The 24877-nt window shown below is 72.2% G+C and carries 19 protein-coding genes and 1 pseudogene; 17 read left to right on the forward strand and 3 right to left on the reverse strand.

Translation table 11 applies throughout. The annotated features are described in order from the left end of the window. A partial coding sequence (locus C3488_RS33835; RefSeq protein WP_103844715.1) for a glycoside hydrolase occupies window positions 1-3452 on the reverse strand: 3452 nt, incomplete at its 3' end. Window positions 3453-3558: 106 nt separating this feature from the next. Further along, window positions 3559-4443, reverse strand: a complete 885-nt coding sequence (locus tag C3488_RS33840) for a MurR/RpiR family transcriptional regulator (RefSeq protein ID WP_103844716.1) — start codon at window positions 4441-4443, stop codon at window positions 3559-3561. A 218-nt stretch (window positions 4444-4661) separates the two neighbouring features. Here C3488_RS33840 and C3488_RS33845 point away from each other — a divergent pair, with 218 nt between their 5' ends. The 5 genes from C3488_RS33845 (at window position 4662) to C3488_RS33860 (ending at window position 9124) form a co-directional block, all read left to right on the forward strand. Beyond that, complete coding sequence (locus tag C3488_RS33845; protein WP_103844717.1) at window positions 4662-5426, forward strand: sugar isomerase domain-containing protein; 765 nt, start codon at window positions 4662-4664, stop codon at window positions 5424-5426. A gap of 159 nt (window positions 5427-5585) precedes the next feature. Then, window positions 5586-6917, forward strand: a complete 1332-nt coding sequence (locus C3488_RS33850) for an OFA family MFS transporter (protein WP_103844718.1) — start codon at window positions 5586-5588, stop codon at window positions 6915-6917. Then, a complete protein-coding gene (locus C3488_RS40900; protein WP_181139308.1) occupies window positions 6892-7056 on the forward strand; it encodes a hypothetical protein in 165 nt (54 codons plus the stop codon). The genes C3488_RS33850 and C3488_RS40900 overlap by 26 nt, the downstream gene beginning before the upstream one ends. A 150-nt stretch (window positions 7057-7206) precedes the next feature. Beyond that, a complete protein-coding gene (locus C3488_RS33855; protein WP_103844719.1) occupies window positions 7207-8154 on the forward strand; it encodes a beta-ketoacyl-ACP synthase III in 948 nt (315 codons plus the stop codon). Window positions 8155-8446: 292 nt separating this feature from the next. Beyond that, on the forward strand, window positions 8447-9124 hold the full coding sequence (locus tag C3488_RS33860) for a GntR family transcriptional regulator (protein WP_103844720.1): 678 nt from the start codon (window positions 8447-8449) through the stop codon (window positions 9122-9124). A 48-nt stretch (window positions 9125-9172) separates the two neighbouring features. Here C3488_RS33860 and C3488_RS33865 read toward each other — a convergent pair whose 3' ends face one another. Continuing rightward, on the reverse strand, window positions 9173-10000 hold the full coding sequence (locus C3488_RS33865) for an NAD(P)H-binding protein (RefSeq protein ID WP_103844721.1): 828 nt from the start codon (window positions 9998-10000) through the stop codon (window positions 9173-9175). Between the two features lie 270 nt (window positions 10001-10270). Between C3488_RS33865 and C3488_RS33870 the strand changes: the two genes are divergently transcribed. The 12 genes and pseudogenes from C3488_RS33870 to C3488_RS33925 form a co-directional block, all read left to right on the forward strand. Then, on the forward strand, window positions 10271-11452 hold the full coding sequence (locus C3488_RS33870; RefSeq protein WP_103844722.1) for an ROK family transcriptional regulator: 1182 nt from the start codon (window positions 10271-10273) through the stop codon (window positions 11450-11452). A gap of 121 nt (window positions 11453-11573) precedes the next feature. Then, a complete protein-coding gene (locus C3488_RS33875) occupies window positions 11574-13091 on the forward strand; it encodes a sugar ABC transporter ATP-binding protein (RefSeq protein WP_103844723.1) in 1518 nt (505 codons plus the stop codon). After that, window positions 13088-14104, forward strand: coding sequence for an ABC transporter permease (locus tag C3488_RS33880; RefSeq protein ID WP_103844724.1), 1017 nt, complete (start codon window positions 13088-13090; stop codon window positions 14102-14104). Before C3488_RS33875 ends, C3488_RS33880 begins: the two co-directional genes overlap by 4 nt. Before the next feature lie 17 nt (window positions 14105-14121). After that, a complete protein-coding gene (locus C3488_RS33885) occupies window positions 14122-15162 on the forward strand; it encodes a substrate-binding domain-containing protein (RefSeq protein WP_103844725.1) in 1041 nt (346 codons plus the stop codon). A gap of 56 nt (window positions 15163-15218) precedes the next feature. Further along, window positions 15219-16457 (forward strand): Gfo/Idh/MocA family protein, encoded by a 1239-nt coding sequence (locus C3488_RS33890; RefSeq protein ID WP_103844726.1) that lies wholly within the window; start codon window positions 15219-15221, stop codon window positions 16455-16457. Window positions 16458-16470: 13 nt separating this feature from the next. Further along, the gene (locus tag C3488_RS33895) at window positions 16471-17469 is read left to right on the forward strand and encodes a sugar phosphate isomerase/epimerase (RefSeq protein WP_103844727.1); all 999 of its coding nucleotides are present in this window, start codon (window positions 16471-16473) and stop codon (window positions 17467-17469) included. Between the two features lie 86 nt (window positions 17470-17555). Further along, window positions 17556-20060: a PQQ-dependent sugar dehydrogenase gene (locus C3488_RS33900; RefSeq protein ID WP_103844728.1), complete on the forward strand. Its 2505-nt coding sequence runs from the start codon at window positions 17556-17558 to the stop codon at window positions 20058-20060. Between the two features lie 12 nt (window positions 20061-20072). Continuing rightward, a complete protein-coding gene (locus C3488_RS33905) occupies window positions 20073-21401 on the forward strand; it encodes a ThuA domain-containing protein (RefSeq protein ID WP_103844729.1) in 1329 nt (442 codons plus the stop codon). 90 nt (window positions 21402-21491) lie between these two features. Then, window positions 21492-22640 (forward strand): inositol-3-phosphate synthase, encoded by a 1149-nt coding sequence (locus tag C3488_RS33910; RefSeq protein ID WP_103844730.1) that lies wholly within the window; start codon window positions 21492-21494, stop codon window positions 22638-22640. Beyond that, complete coding sequence (locus C3488_RS33915) at window positions 22637-23554, forward strand: SCO3242 family prenyltransferase (protein ID WP_103844731.1); 918 nt, start codon at window positions 22637-22639, stop codon at window positions 23552-23554. The genes C3488_RS33910 and C3488_RS33915 overlap by 4 nt, the downstream gene beginning before the upstream one ends. Beyond that, on the forward strand, window positions 23551-24534 hold the full coding sequence (locus tag C3488_RS33920) for a sugar phosphate isomerase/epimerase (protein WP_103844732.1): 984 nt from the start codon (window positions 23551-23553) through the stop codon (window positions 24532-24534). The genes C3488_RS33915 and C3488_RS33920 overlap by 4 nt, the downstream gene beginning before the upstream one ends. After that, window positions 24531-24877, forward strand: a pseudogene (locus tag C3488_RS33925) (sugar phosphate isomerase); the annotation flags it as partial. The gene C3488_RS33920 and the pseudogene C3488_RS33925, both read left to right, overlap by 4 nt.

Below are 24877 nucleotides of genomic sequence, written 5' to 3' on the forward strand. Positions count from 1 at the left end.
CCCAGTGCGCCGTCCTCCTCCGGGGTCAGGGGCTCTCCCGGCGTCTCCAGCACGTCGGCACGCCTGCCCCGGGTCCAGTGCCGCGGCCCGTGCACGCGTGCCCGCGCCGGCCGTCCGTTCACCTCGTGCATCCGTACGACCACTCCGCGCCCGGGATCCACCGGTGCCGCACTTCCCCGGGCCAGCGGGGAGCCGGCCGGCTTCAACGCGTCGAGCAGCACCTCACCGGCGGGCTCCAGCGCCAGCAGCGTCGCCTCCCTCGGCAAGACGGCATCCCCGGAACCCTGCCTCAGCCGCGCCGTGAGCCGGTGGTTGAACGCGTGTCCGGCCTGCGGCAGCCGCAGCTCCCGCCAGTCGCCCGTGCCCGCGACGACGGCGTACTCGAAGGTGTGGGACCACCGCTGGAGCTGGAAGGCCGAGCCGTCGGGGGCCGTACGGCGCGGCGGGTCGACCCAGATGCCGGACGGCCAGCCGGTGCAGGAGCGCATCAGGGACATGTAGAGGTCGCCGGAGGCGGTGACCACACAGCCGGGAGTGCCCCGGTTGAGGATCGCGAAGCCGCGCCCGTCCCAGGCGTCGCCCGGCGGCAGCGCCTCACCGCCGCCCGCCGCGGTGGCCCGCACGGTCGCCGCCCGGTCGAGGTCGGCGATCAGCGCGTCGACGGCCATGGCGTCGTCCTCGGGACGCGCGCCCGCCACCACCAGCAGCGGCAGCCGTTCCAGGTCGCGCAGGTCCGCTCCGGGCACCCACTCCTCGCGGAGCGCGGCGCGCGGTGCGATCCAGACGGTCGCCACGCCCGACTCTGCCAGCTGCCGGCGTACCTCACGCCCGGCCGCCGGGTCCCAACCGAGCGCCTCGGCGACCACCGGGTTGCGGTCGGGGGAGCCGACGGCGATGCGGATGTCCGGCAGGTTGGAGTCGACCTCCAGGTCGCCGTAGCGGGGGCCGCCGCCGATGGTCGAGGTCGCGGTGACGCCCGCGCGGACGAGTGCCGCCGCGAGCGGGGTGCCGAGCTCACCGGCGTCGTCCCAGGACGCGTACACGAGCTCGGCGACGCCGATCGACCGGTGGCCGAGGAACACGCCGGAGTCGTCGTGGACCGCGACCCGCGCGGTGGACCCCAGCCCGAACCAGGTGTTCGCCGGGTTGTCCAGCGTCCACGGGAACCGCTCGCTGTCCACCTCGACGAAGCCGAACCCGCGCCCGATCACGGCGTCCGCCACCTCGTGCACCGGTAGCCCGCCGCGCACGTCGGACGGCCAGCGCACCCGGATGAGACGGTCGGCGCCGTCGTAGCCGTCGACGGTGGTGGCAACGTCGAGGCGGTCGACGTCCCTCCACAGGGTCAGCCGCTGCGTGTAGCGGAAGACGCCGAGGTCGGCGGTGACGGTGATGCGGGACCCCGCGGGTGACTCCTCCACCCGTACGTCGGCGGGCACGTCGCGGCTGCGGGCGACGGTGGTACCGGTCGGGGTGAGGTGCCAGGGGCCCTCACCGAAACGCGGGTGCCTCGGGTACTCCTCCTGCACGACCAGCTCGTTGCCGATGTCCCCGGCGCGCAGCAGCTCCCGCCCGCCCTCGGCGAGCGCGCGCAGGCTGCTGACACCGCCGCCGCGGGCCGGGTCGACCGTCACCTCGTAGAAGCTGTTGCGGATGGTGGTGCCCTCGGCCGGCATCCACCCGGACACGGTGCCCTCGGCGAGGGGCAGCGCCTTGAGCCCCACCCCGGGCACGTCCGGTACGACCACGCGCAGCGTGCCGTCCTCGCGTACGGCGGGCAGCGGCAGGCCCGTGTCGTCGAGCGGCACGAGGCCCGGGTCGTCGACGCTCAGCACGTCCCCCCGCCGCCAGGTGGCCGGGTTGAAGACGACCAGGTCGGGGGAGCGCCCGCCGGTGACGGCGTCGGCGAGGGCCTGGGTCGCGTCGGCGTGCACGGTCTCGGCGAGGTCGTACAGCTCGCGCCAGCCGGTGAGCAGGTCGATGTAGACCTGGTCCGACTCGGAGCCGGTGATGGCGTCGTGGTGGGCGCCGTAGATCAGCTGCCGCCAGGCCTTGTCCAGGGCCGCGTCCGGATACGGATGTCCCGTGACCAGCGAGGCCAGTGTCGCCCAGGCCTCGGCGTCGGCGAGCAGCGTCTCGCCGTGACGCTGCGCCTGCTTGGTGTCGATGTAGGAGACGTCCTTGCCGGTGTACACCGGGTTCATGTCCCGCGTCTGCGGCGAGGCCCTGCGGCCCTCCGACTCCAGCTGCGCGCGCACGGCGGCGAAGAAGTCCCTGGGGACGGCGCTGATGAAACGCGGCCACACATAACGGGCGTTCCAGTGCCGGTGGATGTCCATCACCCAGCGGCACGGCGGCGCGTAGTCCCCGCCGACCGGGAGCAGCACGTTGCGGGTGAGAGCGACCTTTTTCAGCCCCTTGAACAGCTTGTACGCGGCCTTCTCCGCCTCGGGCAGGGTCGGGGCGTTGTCGATCGCCCAGCCCGCGCCGTAGTGGTTGACCATGTACGCGGTCAGCAGCCCGCGACCCGACGGGGCGATCCACTCGAACTCGGCGGGGAACTGCATGCGCTGGGGGTCCCGGGGCTCCTCGCCGAACACGGACAGCGTCGGCCCCCACTGGTGGAACGGCCCCCGCGCCCACGAGCTGGAGGTGACCCCCGCGTCCGCCATCAGCCCGGGGAACTGCGGATCGTGCCCGAAGGCGTCGAGCTGCCAGGCGGTTTCCGCGGAGGCGCCCATGATGCGGCGCTGGAAGCCGTCGCCGTACAGGGCGTTGCGTACGGTGGCCTCGGCGCCGGTGAGGTTGGTGTTGGGCTCGTTGTAGGTGCCGCCCATGATCTCGACGCGGCCGGTGCGGATCAGCTGGCGCAGGAAGGCCCGCTCCTCGGGGAAGGCGTCCCAGTACGGCTTGAGGTAGTCGACCTCCGCGAGCACGAAGGTGTACGCCGGGTCCCGGCGCGCCAGGTCGCAGTGGGCGCGCACCAGGCTCATGCCGGACTGGCCGCGCGAGTCGAAGGTGCGGGCGGGCAGTCCGGTGGCGGCGGGGTCGTCGGCGACGTCCCAGGTCTCGGTGTAGGCGGCCTGCGTGTTCCACCACACGGGGTCGTAGTGGAAGTGGCTGACCATGAACATGGTCCAGCCGGGCTCGGCGGCCGTGAATTCGGCGGTCAGCCGCGCCGTCCGGCCGGGGTCCTCACAGTCGCGGGCGGTGACGGTGACATGGGTGCGGTCGCCGGGGGAGAGGTCGGTCGTCACGGGTATCTCGGCGCGTACGGTGCCGTCGTCGCCCGCGGTGGCGAGGGCCTCCCCGACGCCGCGGACGCCCGGGCCCTCGACGGCGACGCGGACCGTCCGGCCGGGGGCGTGACCGATGTCCACGGTCACCACCTGGTACGGCTGCTCCTCGCTGCCGACGAAGAGCTCGGTCGACTCGACAGAGATGACGCGCATGGGGCTCCTACGAGTGCTCGGGGGAGCCCATCCTGGCATCGAGATGTGGTTCAAACAACCATCAATTTTCCATTGCAGTGGTTCATCCATACAGCCGCGGCCGGGTTCAACGGCCGCGGCGGGAGTTCACCGCGTGCCGGGCCGCGATGTGGTCCGTCAGTGCAAGCGAGGCGCTCGCGCGCTGGTAGGAGAGCTGGGCGACCCGGACGTACACGCAGTCGATGATCACGAGTACGGAGTGTCGGGCGCCGATGATGCTGGTGGGGAAGCTGGTCTCCGACGAGGCGGAGATCAGCCGGATGTCGGCGGCCTTCGCGAGGGGCGAGCGCGGGTCGGCGGTGATCGCCACCGTGGTGGCGCCGCGCTCCTTGGCCAGCTCGAACGGCTCGAGGGTCTCGCGGGTGGCTCCGGAGTGCGAGATGCCGATCGCCACGTCCGCCGGGGTGAGCAGGGCGGCCGAGGTGGCCGCGGCGTGCACTTCGGTCCAGCCCCGGACCGAGCAGCCGATGCGGAAGAGCCGGACCTCCGTCTCCTGGGCCACCGCACCGCTGCCGCCCACGCCGTAGACGTCGATGCGCCGGGCGCGGGCCATCGCCTGGGCCGCCCGTTCGACGGCGTCGAGGTCGATGCGGTCGACGGTCTGCTGCACCGCGCGCAGGTCCGCGCTGCCGACGACCTGGACGACCCGTTCGAGGCTGTCGTCGGGGGAGATGTCCGGGCCGATCTCGGCGGTGCCCCAGTCGGAGACCTCGCCCCGGCCGCGCTCCTTGGCCAGCTCGATCAGCAGGTGCTGGTAGGAGTCCAGGCCGATGGCCCGGCAGAAACGGGTGACCGTGGCCTGGGAGGTGCCGGTGCGGCGGCCCAGTTCGGCGGCCGAGCAGTGGGTGACGGCGGCCGGATCCTCCAGGATCAGCTCGCCGACCTTCCTCAGGGAGCCGGCCAGTCGGGGCAGCTCGGTGCGGATCAGGGTGGTGACATCCGTCGGGGCCATGGCAAGAAGGTACCAGCCACCCGTCGCAGTGCGGACTGGATGACTGGACCGAGGGCTCGAACGGACAACGCTCGACGGGCAACGGCGGGCCGAGGTCCCGAGCGAGAGCCGGAGCCGCGGAATCATGGTCGCTCATTGCCCGGGGCCGGACCCTGTGATTTATTTATTCATCGACTACGTTGAATAGGGTGGTTCGATCCACCAGTGGGGAGTGTCGCGTGACCACGGAGTCTGTGAGTGCCAAGGGCTTCGCCCGGGAGAGCCTGGCCGTCCTCGACCGCATCACCGAGTCCGCCGGCGACCAGGTGGCCCGAGCCGCCCGGCTGATCGCGGAGTGCGTGCGCTCGGACGGTGTCGTCCAGGCCTTCGGGACCGGCCACTCCCAGGCCGTCGTCCTCGAACTCGCCGGCAGGGCAGGGGGCCTGGTCCCCACCAACCGGCTCAGCATGGCCGACCTCGTCCTCTATGGCGGCGACGACCCGGCCGTGCTCGCCGACCCCCTCCTGGAACGCGCGTCCGGCGTGGCCGCGCGGATCTACGACCTCGCCGCACCCCGCCCCCAGGACCTGTTCGTGGTCATCTCCAACTCCGGCGTCAACAACGTGATCGTGGAGATGGCCCTACGGGTCAAGGAACAAGGCCACCGCCTCCTGGCCATCACCTCGCTCGCCCACACCCGGGCCGTCCCCGCCGCCCATCCGAGCGGGAAGAAGCTCGCCGACCTCGCCGACGTCGTCCTCGACAACGCGGCCCCGCGCGGCGACGCCCTCCTCGACCTCCCCGGAGGCGGCTCTGTCTGCGCCCTGTCCACGCTCTCCGGCGTGATGCTGGCCCAGATGACGGTCGCCCACGCGGTCTCCCTCCTCCTCGAATCCGGCGACCGCCCTCCCGTCTACGTGTCGGCCAACGTGCCCGGCGGCTTCGAGAGCAACCTGGAGCTGGAGAAGCGGTACGCCGGGCGGATTCGCCGAACCGCGAGCTGAGCCGTACCGGGCCGTGGCCGGGGCTCGAAGCCGGGCTCCGGTCCTCGCCCTGTGCGGCGTCCGGATCAGGACCGTTCGGCGCACACCGGATACCGTTCATCGCATACGGTCGACGCACGGGGTTCTCAACTCCCGGTCTCCTTCGTACCGTTCGGGATCATGAGCCCTCCTGTCGCACCCCCGGGATGGAGCCGCTGGCTGGTGCCGCCCGCCGCCCTCTCCGTCCACCTGTCCATCGGCCAGACCTACGCCTGGAGCGTGTTCAAGCCGCCGCTCGAATCCGCCCTGCACCTCAGCGGCACCCAGAGCGCGCTGCCCTTCCAGCTCGCCATCGTGATGCTCGGACTGTCGGCCGCGTTCGGCGGCACGCTCGTCGAACGCAACGGGCCGCGCTGGGCCATGACCGTCGCCCTGGTCTGCTTCTCCACCGGCTTCCTGATCTCCGCGCTGGGCGCGCAGACACAGCAGTACTGGCTGATCGTCCTCGGCTACGGGTTCGTCGGCGGCATCGGCCTCGGCATCGGCTACATCTCACCCGTCTCCACCCTGATCAAGTGGTTCCCGGACCGGCCCGGCATGGCCACCGGCATCGCCATCATGGGCTTCGGCGGCGGTGCGCTCATCGCCTCACCGTGGTCGGCGCAGATGCTCCAGTCCTTCGGCTCCGACCACTCCGGGATCGCGCTCGCCTTCCTGGTGCACGGGCTGTCGTACGCCGTCTTCATGTCGCTCGGGGTCCTGCTGGTACGGGTGCCGCGCAGCGAGGACCTCGCAGGCACGGCCGCCGGGCCGAGGGCCTTCGAAGGGGTGCAGGTCTCCGCCCGGAGCGCCGTGCGCACCCCGCAGTTCTGGTGCCTGTGGATCGTGCTGTGCACGAACGTGACCGCGGGCATCGGCATCCTCGAGAAGGCCGCCCCCATGATCACGGACTTCTTCGCGGACACCTCCACCCCGGTGTCGGCCTCCGCGGCTGCCGGCTTCGTCGCCCTGTTGTCGGCGGCCAACATGGCGGGCCGGATCGGCTGGTCGTCGGCCTCCGACCTGATCGGCCGCAAGAACGTCTACCGCGTCTACCTGGGCGCCGGTGCGATCATGTACCTGCTGATCGCGTCGTCCGGTGACTCCTCCAAGCCCCTGTTCATCCTCTGTGCGCTGGTCATCCTCTCCTTCTACGGCGGCGGCTTCGCGACCATCCCCGCCTATCTGAAGGACCTGTTCGGCGCGTACCAGGTCGGCGCGATCCACGGCCGGCTGCTCACCGCCTGGTCGACCGCCGGGGTCCTCGGGCCGCTGATCGTCAACTGGATCGCCGACCACCAGAAGGAAGCCGGAAAGCACGGGTCGTCCCTCTACGGACTGTCCTTCATGATCATGATCGGGCTGCTCGTCATCGGCTTCGCCGCCAACGAGCTGGTCCGGCCCGTCCACCCCCGTCACCACGTCCCCGCACCGAAGGAGGCCGCCGATGGCCGCCGAGAGCAGCCCGCCTGACCTCCCCCACTCCCGGCTCCGCTCGAGCGGGGGGACCTCCATCCCCCTGATCGTCCTCGCCTGGGTGTGGGTGGGGGCGCCGCTGGGCTACGGCCTGTACGAACTCGTCCTGAAGGCCAGGCAGCTCTTCACCGGGTAACCGCTAGGGAACATGCTCGGGCGCCCGAAGAACTGCGGGAAGCCGACAAGCCGGGCGCCCCATTCCTGTCGTTTCACCTGCCGCCCTACCCGTGAGTCACTGATCAGACTGGTGGATCCCGACACCCACGGCAACGAGGGGGAACCACCCATGAACGGCTCACGCATCACCGCCGTCGGCCACTACCAGCCCGCCAAGGTGCTCACCAACGAGGACCTGGCGGGCATGGTCGACACCGGCGACGAGTGGATCAGGACCCGGGTGGGCATCCGTACGCGCCACATCGCCGGACCCGACGAGCCCGTGGACGAGCTCGCCGCGCACGCCGCCGCCAAGGCGCTGGCGGCCGCCGGACTGGCACCCGGCGACATCGACCTCGTCCTGGTCGCCACCTGTACCGCCGTCGACCGCTCCCCGAACACGGCGGCCCGCGTCGCGGCCCGGCTCGGCATGCCGCAGCCCGCCGCGATGGACGTCAACGTCGTCTGCGCCGGCTTCACCCACGCGCTCGCCACCGCCGACCATGCCGTGCGCGCCGGCGCCGCGAGCAGGGCACTCGTCATCGGCGCCGAGAAGATGTCCGATGTCACGGACTGGACGGACCGTACGACGTGTGTGCTGGTCGGGGACGGTGCGGGGGCCGCCGTCGTCGAGGCGTGCCCCGCCGGCGAGGAGCCCGGGATCGGACCCGTGCTGTGGGGCTCGGTGCCCGAGATGGGGCACGCGGTCCGGATCGAGGGCACGCCCGCCCGGTTCGCGCAGGAAGGGCAGAGCGTGTACCGGTGGGCGACGACCCAGCTGCCGGCCATCGCGCGCCGGGTGTGCGAGCGGGCCGGCATCGCGCCCGAGGAGCTCGCCGCGGTCGTGCTGCACCAGGCCAACCTGCGCATCATCGAACCGCTCGCGGAGAAGCTGGGCGCCGTGAACGCGGTCGTCGCGCGCGACGTCACCGAGTCGGGGAACACGTCGGCGGCGAGCATCCCGCTCGCCCTGTCGAAGCTCGTCGAGCGCGGGGAGGTCTCGAGCGGTCAGCCCGTGCTGCTGTTCGGGTTCGGCGGGAACCTCTCGTACGCGGGACAGGTGATTCGCTGCCCGTGAGCGGTCGTTCGTGGGTCGCCGTCCGTAGCCGTTGCCCGTCGCCCGTCGCCCGTCGCCCGTTGCCCGTTGCCCGTCGCCCGTTGCCCGTTGCCCGTCGCCCGTCGCCCGTCGTCCGTGGGCCGTCTCGGACGGCCGTGTGCCGGGTCGTCGTCCGTCGGCCGTCGACGGACGGCCGTGTGACGAGGCCAACTCCCCTCAGGGCTGGCCCTTGTGCGCCGTAGACTGTAGACGAAAGACAATTCATACTGGCTTTCCGGCTACCGCGCCGCCGTTGCCCTGGAGGGGGACCGCGATGTTGTCGACAGGACTGCCGCAGGGAGCGGTGCCCAGGCTGGAGCGGCCGGGCCCGTTGCGCGACCGTGTCTACGAGGCGCTGCTCGAACTCATCACCACGCGTGCCCTCCAGCCGGGCCAGCACCTCGTCGAGAGCGAGCTCGCCGGGCACCTCGGGGTCTCCCGGCAGCCGGTGCGCGAGGCGCTGCAGCGGCTGAACACCGAGGGGTGGGTCGATCTGCGGCCCGCCCAGGGGGCGTTCGTGCACGAGCCAACGGAAGAGGAGGCCGACCAGCTCCTCACCGTCCGTACGCTGCTGGAGGCGGAGGCCGCCCGGCTCGCCGCGGCCAACGCGGACGCCGCGGGCATCAAGGCCCTCGAGGCGCTGTGCGAGGAGGGCGAGAAGGCCGTCGCCGCCGACGACGTGGACGGGGCCGTCGCGATGAACGCCCGCTTCCACGCCAAGATCATGGAACTGGCCGGCAACGCCGTCCTGGCCGAACTGGCCGCCCAGGTCGACCGCCGCGTGCGCTGGTACTACACCCCGGTCGCCCGGCAGCGCGGGCAGCAGTCCTGGATCGAACACCGCGACCTGATCGCCGCGGTCACCGCCCGCGACGAACAGCGCGCGACCCAGCTCATGCGCGAACACACCGAGCACACCCGACGCTCGTACCACGAACGACCGAGGTCGTAGTCCGGCGCTGCCGGCCTCTGCGTCGTCCGCCCCGCCAAGTAACGCCCGTCAGAACGCGTCCGCGTGCGCCCGGGCCCACTCCCGGAACGTGCGCGGCTCCCGGCCCGTCACCTCCCGCACCGTCGGCAGCACCTGTGACTCGTCCAGGGTGTCGTCCACGAAGAAGCTGAAGAAGGCGTCGACGTACGGCTCGGGCATGCGGGACTCCAGCTCGGTGCGTGCCTCCTCGTTCGTGAGGCCGACGGCCCGCAGCTCCCGGCCGAGCACCTCGCCCAGGATGCGCACACGATCGGCGGGCAACAGCGCTTCGGGGCCCGTCACTTCGAGAGCCCGGCCCGCCCACTCGTCCGACAGCAGGGCGCGCGCGGCGACCCGCGCGATGTCGTACGGATCGATGTCGGTCGTGTACGCGTCCGGGAACGGCACCCGCACGGTGTCGCCCTTGCGGATCTGGTCCGCCAGCTGCAACGCGTTGGACATGAAGCTCGTGCACCGCAGCGACGTCCACGCCAGCCCGGACTCCCGCACCGCCGTCTCGGCCTCGATCAGGTAGCCGGCGACCGCGTTGCCCGTGTCGCCCGTGCCCGCCGACCTCCCGGACAGCAGGGCGACCCGCTCCACCCCCGCCGCCCGCGCATCCGCCAGGATCTGCCGCTGACCCCCGTAGCCCGGCATCAGGAACATCGCCCGTACCCCGTCGAGCGCTTCCCGCACCGTCTCCGGCCGGTTCAGGTCGCCTGCCACGGACGTCACCCCCGGCGGCAGGCCCTCCGAGCGGCCGGCGCGGCTCAGTGCCCGCACCGGCTGCCCCGACTCCGCCAGGACGCGGACGAGTTCGGCACCCACGTTCCCCGTGGCACCCGTCACCAGAATCACACGGTCCCCCTCTCCCCTTGCCGGGCCACGGACGGCCCGACCCCGAGGTGGTGCGTGCTCATCCTGCGGACCGGTGCGCGACGGCGCCAGTGCGCCGTCTGCGCGTCCCCGGTCTTTGTCCTGTGAGTGGAGAAAGTTGGCGGCAATCTCTGCGCGACTTCTTCCCAGTCCCGGCAGCCGCTGCTACGTTCCCTCCGAAAGCAAGCCACAGAAGTGGCCGGAAACCGGCGCGCACAGGCCGATTGAGGCGGGGAGGGGCTCGTGAGACGGATGACGGCTCGACCCGCCAACGCCCATCAGGCCCGGCTGCTGAAGCTGCTGCGCGACGGCGGCCCCAACTCCCGCGCCCAGCTCGGCGACCAGGTGGACCTCTCGCGGTCCAAGCTGGCCGTGGAGGTCGACCGGCTCCTGGAGACGGGACTGGTCGTCGCCGACGGTCTGGCCGCCTCCCGAGGCGGCCGCCGCTCGCACAACATCCGTCTCGCTCCGAACCTCCGCTTCCTCGGCGTCGACATCGGCGCGACCTCGGTCGACGTCGCGGTCACCAACGCCGAACTGGAAGTGCTCGGCCACCTCAACCAGCCCATGGACGTGCGCGAGGGCCCCGTCGCGGTCTTCGAGCAAGTCCTCGCCATGGCAGCCAAGTTGAAGTCCTCCGGTCTCGCCGAGGGCTTCGACGGCGCCGGTATCGGCGTCCCCGGACCGGTCCGCTTCCCCGAGGGCGTCCCCGTGGCTCCCCCGATCATGCCCGGCTGGGACGGCTTTCCCGTGCGGGAGGCGCTCAGCCAGGAACTCGGCTGCCCGGTCATGGTCGACAACGACGTGAACCTGATGGCGATGGGGGAGCAGCACGCGGGCGTCGCCCGCACCGTGGGCGACTTCCTCTGCGTCAAGATCGGCACCGGCATCGGCTGCGGCATCGTCGTCGGCGGTGAGGTCTACCGCGGCACGACGGGCAGCGCGGGCGACATCGGGCACATCCAGGCCGTGCCCGACGGACGCCCGTGCGCCTGCGGCAACCGGGGCTGCCTGGAGGCCCACTTCAGCGGCGCGGCACTCGCCCGCGACGCGCTGGAGGCCGCCCACCAGGGACTCTCGGCCGAACTCGCCTCCCGCCTGGAGACGAACGGCACGCTCACCGCCGCCGACGTCGCCGCCGCGGCCGCCGCGGGCGACGCCACCTCCCTCGACCTCATCCGCGAGGGCGGCACCCGCACCGGCCAGGTCATCGCCGGCCTGGTCAGCTTCTTCAACCCCGGCCTCGTGGTGATCGGCGGCGGGGTGACCGGCCTCGGCCACACCCTGCTCGCCGCGATCCGCACCCAGGTCTACCGCCAGTCGCTGCCGCTCGCGACCGGCAACCTGCCCATCGTCCTCGGGGAGCTGGGCCAGAACGCCGGCGTGATCGGCGCCGCCCGCCTCATCAGCGACCACCTCTTCTCACCCGCGTAAGCAACCGCCGCACGTACGGAACTCCAGCACAGCGCCCTGCTCTGCCCTGCCCTGAAACCGCCTGCCCAGCGCCGGCGGCACGCCCTGACACCGGCCCGCACGCCCGCCGAGGGGAACCCACATGGCACCAGAACCACCGCTGCTCAGCATGTCCGGCATCACCAAGTCGTTCCCCGGGGTCCGGGCCCTCGACGGCGTCGACCTCGACGTCCAGGCCGGTGAAGTGCACTGCCTGCTCGGCCAGAACGGGGCCGGGAAGTCCACCCTCATCAAGGTCCTCGCCGGCGCCCACCAGCCCGACACCGGCACCATCCACTGGCGCGGGGACCCCGTCACGCTGCGCTCTCCGATCGCGGCCATGCGCCTGGGCATCGCCACCATCTATCAGGAACTCGACCTGGTGGAGCACCTGTCGGTGGCCGAGAACGTCCACCTCGGCCACGAACCCACGGCCGCCGGCTTCGTCGTACGGCGAAAGACGGCGCGGACGTCAACGGCCCGTCTGCTCCGGCGACTCGGGCACCCGGAGATCGACCCGTCCAGCCTGGTGGGCGAGCTGTCGGCGGCCCAGCAGCAGATCGTGTCCATGGCGCGGGCGCTCTCGCACGACGTACGGCTCATCGTGATGGACGAGCCGTCCGCCGCGCTCGACCCGGACGAGGTCGACAACCTGTTCCGCATCGTCGGTGACCTCACCGCCGACGGCGTCGCCGTCGTGTACATCTCGCACCGCCTGGAGGAGATCCGCCGCATCGGCGACCGGGTGACCGTCCTCAAGGACGGGCGGGCCGTCGCGGGCGGACTGCCGGCGAAGACCACACCGACCCATGACGTCGTCGCCCTGATGACGGGACGCAACGTCGAGTACGTCTTCCCCGAACGGCCCGCGTCCCCGCCTCACGGCACACCCGTGCTGGAGGTCCGGGGACTCGCCCGGCAGGGCGAGTTCGAACCGCTCGACCTCGAGGTGCGCGCCGGGGAGATCGTCGGCCTGGCCGGGCTCGTCGGTTCCGGGCGCTCCGAGATCCTGGAGACCCTCTACGGAGCCCGCAGGCCCACCGCGGGACAGGTCCTCGTCGACGGGCGCCCGCTGCGGCCGGGCAGCGTACGCGCCGCGGTGCGCGCCGGGCTGGGCCTCGCACCCGAGGAACGCAAGGCGCAGGCCCTGCTGATGCTGGAGTCCGTCACCCGCAACGTCTCGATCTCCTCCCTGTCCCGCTTCTCCCGCGGCGGCTGGATCGACCGGGGCGCGGAACGGGGTGCGGCGCGCGCGACGACCCGTGAGCTGTCCCTGCGGCCCGACAACCCGGCCGTGCCGATCCGTACCCTCTCCGGCGGCAACCAGCAGAAAGCCGTCCTCGCCCGCTGGCTGCTGCGCGGCTGCCGTGTCCTGCTGCTCGACGAACCGACCCGAGGCGTCGACGTCGGCGCCCGGGCCGAGCTGTACGCGGTCGTCCGGCGCCTCGCCGACGAGGGCCTCGCGGTGCTGCTGGTCTCCAGCGAGGTGCCCGAGGTGCTGGGTCTCGCCGACCGCGTCCTGGTCCTGCGCGAGGGCCGCGTCGTCCATACCGCGCCGGCCCGTGAGCTGGACGAACACCGCGTACTCGACCTCGTCATGGAAGGAAGCCCGGTGTCATGACGCAGCCCGTCTCCCCGCCACGGGACACCGCCGACAAGGTGCCCGCGGCCGAAGTCCCCGCCTGGCGCTCCCTCGTGGCCCGCGCCGACGTCCGCACCCTGTCCCTCCTCGGTGTGCTCGCCGCACTCGTCCTCATCGGTGGGATCACCAAACCGGACGAGTTCCTCGACACCCGCAACCTCCAGCTCGTCCTCACCCAGGCCTCCGTGATCGGCGTCGTCACCGTCGGCATGACCTTCGTCATCACATCCGGCGGCATCGACCTGTCCGTCGGCGCGATCGTCGCGCTGGCCTCGGTGTGGGCGACCACGGTCGCCACCCAGGAGTACGGCTTCGCGGGCATCCTCTTCACGGCGGTCGTCGTCGGCGTGGGCTGCGGACTGGTCAACGGCCTGCTCATCGCCTACGGCGGGATGGTCCCGTTCATCGCGACGCTCGCCATGCTGGCCTCCGCGCGCGGCCTCGCCCTGCAGATCACCGACGGCAGGACGCAGATCGTCACCGTCGACGGCATCCTCAAGCTCGGCGAACGGGACTCCTACGTGCTCGGCATCCCGCCGCTGGTCCTGGTCTTCGCCGTCGTCACCGTCATCGGCTGGCTGCTGCTCAACCGCACCACCTTCGGCCGCCGCACCGTCGCCGTCGGCGGGAACGCGGAGGCGGCCCGCCTCGCCGGAATCGACGTACGCCGCCAGCGGCTGTACCTCTACCTGCTGTCCGGCCTGTGCTGCGGCATCGCCGCCTTCCTGCTGATCATCCTGTCCGGCTCGGGCCAGAACACCAACGGCAACCTGTACGAACTCGATGCCATCGCCGCCGCGATCATCGGTGGCACGCTGCTCAGCGGCGGCCGCGGCACCATCACCGGCTCCGTGCTCGGCGTCCTGGTCTTCACCACGATCACCAACATCTTCGCCCTGAACAACCTGCAGAGCGACGTCCAGCAGATCGCCAAGGGCGCGATCATCGTCGCCGCCGTGCTGGTCCAGCGCCGTACCGCGAGCACGACCTGAGGAAAGGGTTCACCGCCATGTCGCCACTCACCAGTCGCAGAGGACTGCTCTTCGGGACCGCCGCCGTCTCCGCCGGCGCCTTCCTCGCGGGTTGCACGAGTAACGAGGTCAAGGACGACAAGCCCGCCGCGAACGACCAACCGGCCGCCGGGGACAAGCCCGGAAAGCACGTCACCATAGGCTTCGCCGGCCCGCAGGCCGACCACGGCTGGCTCAACGCCATCAACGCCAACGCCAAGAGCCGCGCGGCGAAGTACTCCGACGTGACGCTGGAGATCACCGAGGGCTCCAACGACACGGCCGCGCAGATCGGCCAGATCGAGACGCTGATCAACAAGAAGGTCGACGTGCTGGTGGTGCTGCCCGCCGACGGCAAGGCACTCACCCAGGTCGGGCTGAAGGCGATGCGCGCGGGCATCCCCGTCGTCAACCTCGACCGCGTCTTCAACACCCCGCAGGCCTACCGCTGCTGGATCGGCGGTGACAACTACGGCATGGGCCTGAGCGCCGGCCACTACATCGGCGAGAAGCTCAAGGGCAAGGCGGACGCCCGCGTCATCGAACTCGCCGGCCTCGACAACCTGGAACTGACCAAGCAGCGCACCCAGGGCTTCGACGACGCCCTGAAGAACTACCCGAACATCAAGAAGGTCGCCCGCCAGGCCGCCGACTTCACGGTCGAGTCGGGGCAGACGAAGATGGCCCAACTGCTCCAGGCGCAGCCCGAGTTCGACGCCCTGTGGAACCACGACGACGACCAGGGCGTGGGCGCCCTGCGCGCCATCCAGCAGGCCGGGCGCGACGACTTCCTGATGGTCGGCGGGGCCGGGGCGCTGTCCGCGTTCCAGGCCATCAAGCAGGACAACAGCGTGCTGAAGGCGACCGTCCTGTACCCGCCGACCATGGCCGCGTCCGCGATCGACCTCGCCCGCGCCCTCGGCCAGGGCAAGGGCGTCGGCGGCCTCGCCGAGTACGAGATCCCGGCCTCCATCACCCTCTACTCGGCCGTCGTCGACAAGGACAACGTCGACCGCTACATGCCCACCGGCTTCAGGTGACGCTCCACCCGCACCCCCCACGGCGCACCACCACCAGGACGAGGAGGACCTTCCGTATGGGACAGCCGCAGCAGTCAGAAGGCGCGGAGAGCGAGACCCCGGTACCTGCCGGGACCGGCGCCGGGAAGCCGCCCCTGCGCGTCGGCATGGTCGGTTACGCCTTCATGGGCGCCGCCCACTCCCAGGGCTGGCGCACCGTGGGCCGTGTCTTCGACCTGCCCCTGCGCCCGGTGATGGCCGTGGTCTGCGGCCGCGACCCGGCCGCCGTGCGCGCGGCGGCCGACCGGCACGGCTGGGCGGCGACCGAGACCGACTGGCGGGCGCTGATCGCCCGGGACGACATCGACCTCGTCGACATCTGCACCCCGGGGGACAGCCACGCCGAGATCGCGCTGGCCGCCCTCGCGGCGGGCAAGCATGTGCTGTGCGAGAAGCCGCTGGCGAACACGGTGGAGGAGGCCGAGGCGATGGCCGAGGCGGCCGAAGCAGCCCACGCACGCGGTCAGCGCGCGATGGTCGGCTTCAACTACCGCCGCGTCCCCGCCACCGCGCTCGCCCGCCGCATGGTCGCCGAGGGCCGGATCGGCACCCTGCGGCACGTGCGGGTGTCGTACCTCCAGGACTGGTTGGTCGACCCTTCCTTCCCGCTGACCTGGCGGCTGCGCAAGGAGCTGGCCGGCTCCGGCTCGCTCGGCGACCTCGGCGCGCACATCGTCGACCTCGCCCAGTACCTCGCGGGGGAGCGCCTGGCCGGCGTGTCCGCGCTCACCGAGACCTTCGTGAGGCAACGGCCGCTGCCCCACGGCCCGACCAGCGGGCTCAGCGCCGTGTCGGCCGACGGCACCGGCGAGGTGACCGTGGACGACGCCGCCCTGTTCACCGGCCGGTTCGTCTCCGGCGCCCTCGCCTCCTTCGAGGCCACCCGGTACGCCACCGGCCGCAAGAACGCCCTGCGCATCGAACTCAACGGCGAGCGTGGCTCTGTCGCCTTCGACCTGGAGAGGCTCAACGAGCTGTCGTACCACGACGCCACCGAACCCGATGCGCACGCCGGCTTCCGCCGCATCCTGGTCACCGAACCCGACCACCCCTACCTGGAGGCCTGGTGGCCGCCGGGCCACGGCCTCGGCTACGAGCACACCTTCGTCCACCAGGCCCGCGACCTCGTCCACGCGATCGCCGAGGGCAGCACGCCCGACCCCTCCTTCACCGACGGGCTGCAGGTCCAGCGGGTCCTCGCCGCGGTGGAGGAGAGCGCCGAGAAGAACTCCGTCTACACGCCCATAGCGGTCTGAGGGGGACTGCCGTATGCCGCGCACCTTCACCCTGTTCACCGGCCAGTGGGCCGACCTGCCCCTGGAGGAGGTCTGCCGCCTCGCCCGCGACTTCGGTTACGACGGACTGGAACTGGCCTGCTGGGGCGACCACTTCGAGGTCGACAAGGCCCTCGCCGACCCGTCGTACGTCGACTCCCGCCGTCAGCTCCTGGACAAGTACGGCCTGAAGTGCTGGGCGATCTCCAACCACCTCGTCGGCCAGGCGGTGTGCGACGCCATCATCGACGAACGCCACCGGGCCATCCTGCCCGCCCGCATCTGGGGCGACGGCGAGCCCGAGGGCGTACGGCAGCGGGCCGCCGCCGAGATCGCGGACACCGCGCGCGCCGCTGCCGCCTTCGGCGTCGACACCGTCATCGGTTTCACCGGCTCCGCCATCTGGCACCTGGTCGCCATGTTCCCGCCCGCCCCCGAGTCGATGATCGAACGCGGTTACGAGGACTTCGCCGAGCGGTGGAACCCGATCCTCGACGTGTTCGACGCGGAGGGCGTCCGGTTCGCCCACGAGGTCCACCCGAGCGAGATCGCCTACGACTACTGGACGACGCAGCGCGCCCTGGCCGCCGTCGACCACCGCCCCGCCTTCGGCCTGAACTTCGACCCCTCCCACTTCGTGTGGCAGGACCTCGACCCGGTCGGCTTCCTGTGGGACTTCCGCGACCGGATCTACCACGTCGACTGCAAGGAGGCCCGCAAGCGCCTCGACGGGCGCAACGGCCGCCTCGGCTCCCATCTGCCCTGGGGCGACCCCCGCCGCGGCTGGGACTTCGTGTCCGCCGGGCACGGCGACGTCCCCTGGGAGGACGTCTTCCGGATGCTGCGCTCCATCGACTACCGGGGGCCCGTCTCCGTGGAGTGGGAGGACGCCGGCATGGACCGGCTCCAGGGCGCCCCCGAGGCCCTGACCCGCCTGAAGGCGTACGACTTCGAGCCGCCGTCGGTCTCGTTCGACGCGGCGTTCGGCAACTGATCACCCCCCATCGAGCTCTCCGGGATGACGGCGCATCCCGGCGTACCGCACCCGCCCGTACAACCGGCCCCATTCTGGAGGCATTCGTGCACGGGAACGACCGCACCACCCGCACCGGCAGAGTCACCACCCCCAGACGACGTCCGACCCTGCGCAAAGCCGTCGCCCTGCTCGGCGGAGCCCTGCTGGCAGGCGCGTCCCTCACCTTCGTCGCCCCCCAGGCCGGCGCAGCCGTCTCCGACACGGGGACCGCGGCGGCGGAGGACTTCCAGCAGGTCACCCTCGCCAAGGGAGAGGCCGAGGTCGGCGAGCCCATGTCGCTGGCCGTCCTCCCGGACCGCTCCGTCCTCCACACCTCCCGGGACGGTGAACTCCGCATCACCGACGCGGCGGGCAACACCCGCCTGGCCGGCAAGCTCGACGTCTACTCCCACGACGAGGAGGGCCTCCAGGGCATCGGCGTCGACCCGGACTTCACCACCAACCGCTTCATCTACCTCTACTACGCGCCCCCGCTGAACACCCCGGCGGGCGACGCGCCCGAGACCGGCACCGCGGCCGACTTCGCGCCCTTCGACGGTGTCAACCGCCTCTCCCGGTTCGTCCTGAAGACCGACGGGACACTCGATGCGGCGAGCGAGAAGAAGATCCTCGACGTGCCCGCCTCCCGCGGCATCTGCTGCCATGTCGGCGGTGACATCGACTTCGACGCCGCCGGGAACCTGTATCTGTCGACCGGCGACGACACCAACCCCTTCCAGTCGGACGGCTTCACCCCCATCGACGAGCGCTCCGACCGCAACCCGGCCTTCGACGCCCAGCGCTCGGCCGGCAACACCAACGACCTGCGCGGCAAGATCCTGCGCATCAAGGTGAACGCGGACGGCTCGTACGCGATACCCGACGGCAACCTCTTCCCGCCCGGCACGGACAAGACACGGCCCGAGATCTACGCGATGGGCTTCCGCAACCCGTTCCGCTTCAGCGTCGACAAGCAGACCGGCATCCTCTACGTCGGCGACTACGGACCCGACGCCGGAGCCGCAGACCCCAACCGTGGCCCCGCAGGCCAGGTCGAGTTCGCCCGTGTCACCGGCCCCGGCAACTTCGGCTGGCCGTACTGCACCGGCGCCAACGACGCCTACGTCGACTACGACTTCGCGACGAAGACGTCGGGCGCGCGCTTCGACTGCGCCGCGCCGAAGAACACCTCGCCGCACAACACCGGCCTGACCGACCTGCCGCCGGCCCAACCCGCCTGGATCCCGTACAACGGCCCGTCCGTGCCCGAGTTCGGCGACGGCTCCGAGTCCCCTATGGGCGGCCCGGTCTACCACTACGACCCGGCGCTCGACTCGCCGGTGAAGTTCCCCGAGGCGTACGACGGCGACTTCTTCGCGGGCGAGTTCGGCCGCCGCTGGATCAAGCGGATCGTGACCGACTCGGGCGGGACCGTGCAGTCCATCAATCCCTTCCCCTGGTCCGGTACCCAGATCATGGACATGGCGTTCGGGCCCGACGGCGCCCTGTACGTCCTCGACTACGGCACCGCCTGGTTCGGAGGCGACGAGCACTCGGCCCTGTACCGCATCGAGAACGCCACCGACGGCCACTCGCCGGTCGCGCAGGCCGCCGCGAACCGCACCTCCGGGCAGGCGCCGCTGAAGGTGACGTTCTCCTCCGCGGGCACCAGTGACCAGGACGGCGACGCGCTGACCTACAGCTGGGACTTCGGAGACGGGACCACCTCGACGGCGGCGGACCCGACGCACAAGTACAGGAAGAACGGCACCTACACGGCGACGCTGACCGCCAAGGACCCCTCCGGGCGCACCGGCAGCGCGAGCGTGCAGATCGTCGTCGGCAACACCGCGCCCAAGGTGGTGCTCGAACTCCCGCAGGACGGACAGCTCTTCAGCTTCGGGGACGCGATCCCGTTCAAGGTGAAGGTCACCGACCCGGAGGACGGCGCGACCATCGACTGCTCGAAGGTCAAGGTCACCTTCGTCCTCGGCCACGACTCCCACGGCCACCCGCTCACCTCGGCGAACGGCTGCTCCGGCACCATCCAGACCAGCGCGGACGGCGGCCATGACGACGACGCCAACATCTTCGGCGTCTTCGACGCCGAGTACACCGACGGCGGAGGCGGCGGCCAGGCCCCGCTCACCTCGCACGACCGGAACGTCACCCAGCCCCGGCACCGCCAGGCCGAGCACTTCGGCAACTCCTCCGGTGTCTCGGTGATCGCCAAGGACACCGCGCACGGCGGCAAGACGGTCGGCGACATCGACGACGGCGACTGGATCTCCTTCACGCCGTACGTGCTGAGCGACGCCAAGAAGATCACGGCGCGCATCGCCTCCGGCGGCGCGGGCGGCACCCTCGAGGTCCGCGCGGGCTCGGCGACGGGCACCCTGCTGGGCAAGGCGACCGTGCCGGTCACGGGCGGCTGGGAGAACTTCCAGGACGTCAGCGCCGACCTGTCCCGTGCACCGAGGGGCACGACCACGCTCTACCTGGTCTTCAAGGGGAGCACCGGTTCCGGAGCCCTGTTCGACGTGGACGACTTCACCTTCACGACCGGTTGAGAGGCGGACGACATGCACACGACCGGACGGCTGACGACGGCTGCCGTGGGCGCCGCCCTGCTCCTCGGCGGAGTCACCCAGCCCGCCGCCCCGCACGCCGAGGACGGCACACGGGTGCTCGTCTTCTCCAAGACGGCCGGCTTCCGGCACGACTCGATCCCGGACGGCATCGCGGCGGTGAGGCAGCTCGGCGAGACGGGCGGCTTCACGGTCGACGCGACCGAGGACGCCGGCTCCTTCACCCCGTCGAACCTGCGGCGGTACGACGCCGTCGTGTTCCTGTCCACGACGGGCGACGTGCTCGACGCGACGCAGCAGAGCGCGTTCGAGGACTACATCCGGCGGGGCGGCGGCTATGTGGGCATCCACGCGGCCGCCGACACCGAGTACGACTGGGCGTTCTACGGCGGCCTCGCCGGCGCCTACTTCCAGTCGCACCCGGCGATCCAGCCGGCCACGGTGAACGTCGAGGACCGCGCCCACCCGGCGACCTCGCAGCTCGGCCGGACCTGGGAGCGCACCGACGAGTGGTACAACTACCGCTCGAACCCCCGGGAGAGGGCCCACGTCCTCGCCTCGCTCGACGAGTCCTCGTACACCGGCGGCACCATGAACGGCGACCACCCGATCGCCTGGTGCCAGAACTACCAGGGCGGCCGCGCCTTCTACACCGGCGGCGGCCACACCAAGGAGTCCTACGCCGACCCCGCCTTCCGGCAGCACCTGCTGGGCGGCATCCGGTGGGCCGTGGGCGACGCCCAGGCGGACTGCCGACCGGAGAACGGCTACCGTCCGCTCTTCGACGGCAGCTCGCTCGAGGGCTGGAAACAGGCGGGTCCCGGCTCCTTCACCCTGGACGGCGACGGCACCCTGACGTCGCAGGGCGGCATGGGCCTGCTCTGGTACGCCGCGTCGGGCTTCTCCGCGTACTCGCTGAAGCTCGACTGGAAGACGGCCGGCGACGACAACTCGGGTGTGTTCGTGGGCTTCCCGCCCTCGGACGATCCGTGGTCGGCCGTGAACAACGGCTACGAGATCCAGATCGACGCCACCGACGTGCCCGAGAAGACCACCGGGTCCGTCTACGGCTTCCAGTCCGCCGACCTGAAGAAGCGCGACCGCGCGCTGAACCCTCCGGGGGAGTGGAACACGTACGAGATCCGCGTGGAGGGCGAACGCCTGCGCGTCTGGCTCAACGGCGTGAAGATCAACGATTTCACCAACACCGACCCGGCCCGGAGCCTCACCGACGGACACATCGGCATCCAGAACCACGGAGCCGATGACCAGGTGTCCTTCCGCGACATCCGGATCAAGGAACTGCCCGTCAAGGGCAAGTGAGCGGCGGCGGGCGGGCGACGCCGGACTCCCGCCCGCCGCTTTCCTCCCGTCCCTGTTGAGGTTCCCGCACGACAAGGAGGCTGCCTGCCCATGTCCGCATCCCCTGCCCGAGCCCGTCTCGGGGTGTGGCTGATCGGCGCCCGCGGTTCCGTCGCCACGACCGTCGTCGCGGGCTGCGCCGCCGTGACCGCGGGCCTGCACCCGCCCACGGGCATGGTCACCGAGACCCCCGCCTTCGCGGACAGCGGCCTTCCGGCCCTGTCGTCCCTCGTCTTCGGCGGCCACGACACGGTGGACTGCACCCTGCCCAAACGCGCGGAGGCCCTCGCCGCGGGCGGCGTACTGCCACCCGGTCTGCCCTCCGCCGTCGCGGCCGAACTGGCCGCCGCCGACCTGGAGATCAGGCCGGGCGGCCCCCTGCCCGGGGACACCCGGGACGAGGACCAGCTGATCAGCGCCTTCACCGCCGACATCCAGGACTTCGTACGACGCCGGGAGCTCGCGCGGGCGGTGGTGGTGAACGTGGCGTCCACCGAGCCTCCGGCCACCGGCGACCGTCTTCCGCCGAGCTCGCTGTACGCGGCGGCGGCCCTGCGCGCGGGCTGCCCGTATGTGAACTTCACCCCGTCCACGGGTCTGCACTACCCGGCGCTGGCGTCGACGGCCGCGGCGAGCGGTCTGCCGTACGCGGGCCGGGACGGCAAGACGGGGCAGACGCTGCTGCGGTCGGTGCTGGGCCCTATGTTCGCGCAGCGTGCCCTCTCGGTGCGGGCCTGGTCCGGGACCAACCTGCTCGGAGGCGGCGACGGCGCGTCCCTGGCCGACCCGGCCGCGGCAGCCGCGAAGAACGCCGGCAAGGAGCGGGTCCTCGCCGACACCCTCGGCGTGGGGGTCGAGGGCGAGGTCCACATCGACGACGTGCCCGCCCTCGGTGACTGGAAGACCGCCTGGGACCACGTCGCCTTCGACGGCTTCCTCGGCGCGCGCATGGTGTTGCAGACCATCTGGCAGGGCTGTGACTCGGCACTGGCCGCCCCGCTGGTCCTGGACCTGGCCCGGCTGACACTGCGAGCCCACGAAGCCGGCCTGTCCGGCCCGCTCACCGACCTCGGCTTCTACTTCAAGGACCCGGTGGGGGAGGGGCCGTCGGCACTCGGGGAGCAGTACGCGGCACTGACCGGCTTCGCGCGGCGACTGCGGCCGGCACCCGCTGAGCAGCGGGCGGTGGAGGCCCGATGAGCGGGAGCCCCGAGGACCGCGGAGGCCCCCGCGCCTGGGCCGAACTGCTGAGGCTGCCCGCGCTGTTCACCGTCCCCGGCGACGCGCTGGCCGGTGCGGCCGCCGTCCGCGCCCGTCCCGGCCGCCGCACCCTGCTGGCCATCGGCTCCTCCCTGTGCCTCTACGAGGCGGGCATGGCCCTCAACGACTGGGCCGACCGCGCCGAGGACGCCGTGGAACGCCCCCACCGCCCCCTGCCCTCCGGCCGGATCCGGCCCGCCGCCGCTCTCACGGCGGCCTGCGCCCTCACAGCGTCCGGGCTGGCCCTCGCCGCCCGCTCCGGCCGCCCCGCACTCACCGTGGCGGCCCCCCTGGCGGCGACCGTCTGGGCGTACGACCTGGCTCTGAAACGCACCCCGGCGGGCCCGGCCGCGATGGCGGCGGCCCGCGGCCTGGACCTGCTCCTGGGAGCCGCGGCCACCACGGGCGGCATCCGACCGGCCCTGCGCCCGGCCGCCCTCCTCGCCGGCCACACTCTGGCGCTCACCACCGTGTCCCGCCAGGAAACCCGCGGCGGCTCGCCCTTGCCCGCTCTGGCCGCGCTGGCCACGACCGGCGTACTGGCCCGATCGCTGACCCGGCGGCGCGCCCGGCCGGCCACCGCCGCGCGCCCGGCCCGCTCCCGCACCACAGCCGACACCCTGCGCGGCGCCCTCGCGGCCGTCTACGCCGCGACCGCCGCCCGCCCCTACCTCCACGCCGCCCTCAACCCCTCACCCCCGCTCACCCAACGCGCCGTCGGCGGCGGCATCCGCGCCACGATCCCGCTCCAGGCCGCGCTGTCCGCCCGCTCCGGCGCCCCGGTCACGGCCCTGCTGACCGCGGCCCTGGCCCCGTCGGCGGCCAGGTTCGCGAGGAAGGTGAGCGTCACATGAGCGCGCTGCCCTCCAAGAGCACACCGGCGTCCGCCCCGGCCCCCGGCAACACGCCGCTCCGCTTCGGCTACGGCACCAACGGCCTCGCCGACCTCCGCCTCGACGACGCACTCGCCCTGCTCGCCGACCTCGGTTACGACGGCGTCGGACTGACCCTCGACCACATGCACCTCGACCCGCTCGCCCCCGACCTCGCCGCCCGCACCCGCCGGGTCGCCCACCGCCTGGACGCGCTCGGCCTGGAGGTGACCGTCGAGACGGGCGCCCGCTATGTGCTCGACCCGCGCCGCAAACACGGCCCGTCCCTCCTCGACCCGGACCCGGAGGACCGCGCCCGCCGTATCGACCTGCTGACCCGGGCCGTCGCCGTCGCGGCCGACCTCGGCGCGCACGCCGTGCACTGCTTCAGCGGCGTCACCCCCGCCGGAACCGACGCCGACACGGCGTGGACACGACTGGCCACCGCTCTCACGCCCGTCCTGGAGGCCGCCACCGCCGCCGGTGTCCCCCTCGCCGTCGAACCCGAACCCGGACACCTGCTCGCCACCCTCGCCGACTTCCACCGCCTGCGCCGCGCGCTCGGCGACCCCGAACACCTCGGTCTCACCCTCGACCTCGGCCACTGCCTGTGCCTCGAACCCCTCTCTCCGGCCGACTGCGTACGCGCCGCCGCGCCCTGGCTGCGCCACGTCCAGATCGAGGACATGCGCCGCGGTGTCCACGAACACCTGCCCTTCGGAGAGGGCGACCTCGACGTCCCGGCCGTCCTCGGTGCCCTGTCCGCCACCGCGTACCGGGGCCTGACCGTCGTCGAACTGCCCCGCCACTCCCACGCCGGACCCCACTTCGCCGCACTCTCCCTCCCCTTCCTCCGCGCCGCGGCGGCCTCCTCCACCGGGCGGCGGCTCCCACCGGACGCCCCGCCCCCCGCACCACCTGCCGGGGAGCCCTCCGCCATCCCCGAAGGGAGCACCGCATGAGCCACCCGCACGCCACGCAGCCCGCCCCCACGATCGGCACCGGCCTCGCCCTCACCCCACCGGCCGAGCTGCGCGCCCACCTCGACGCCCGGCTCCCCGCAGCCGCCCGCGCCTGGCTCGACCAGGCCTTGGAGGAGGCGGCCGCCAAGCCCGGCAGCCACGGGCCCATCTCCGTGTGGGAGTTGCGCCTCGCAGAGGCCGGCCGCCGGTGCGGCATCGCCCACGCCGACGCCGCCCGCGTCCTCATCCTGCACACGGCACGCCCCGACGCGGACGGGCTCACCCGCGTCTACCACCAGGGCACCGCCGACGAGCGCCGCGCCGTCCTCCACGCCCTGCCCCA

The sequence above is a fragment of the Streptomyces sp. Ru72 genome, assembly GCF_002920635.1.
GTDB lineage: Bacteria > Actinomycetota > Actinomycetes > Streptomycetales > Streptomycetaceae > Streptomyces.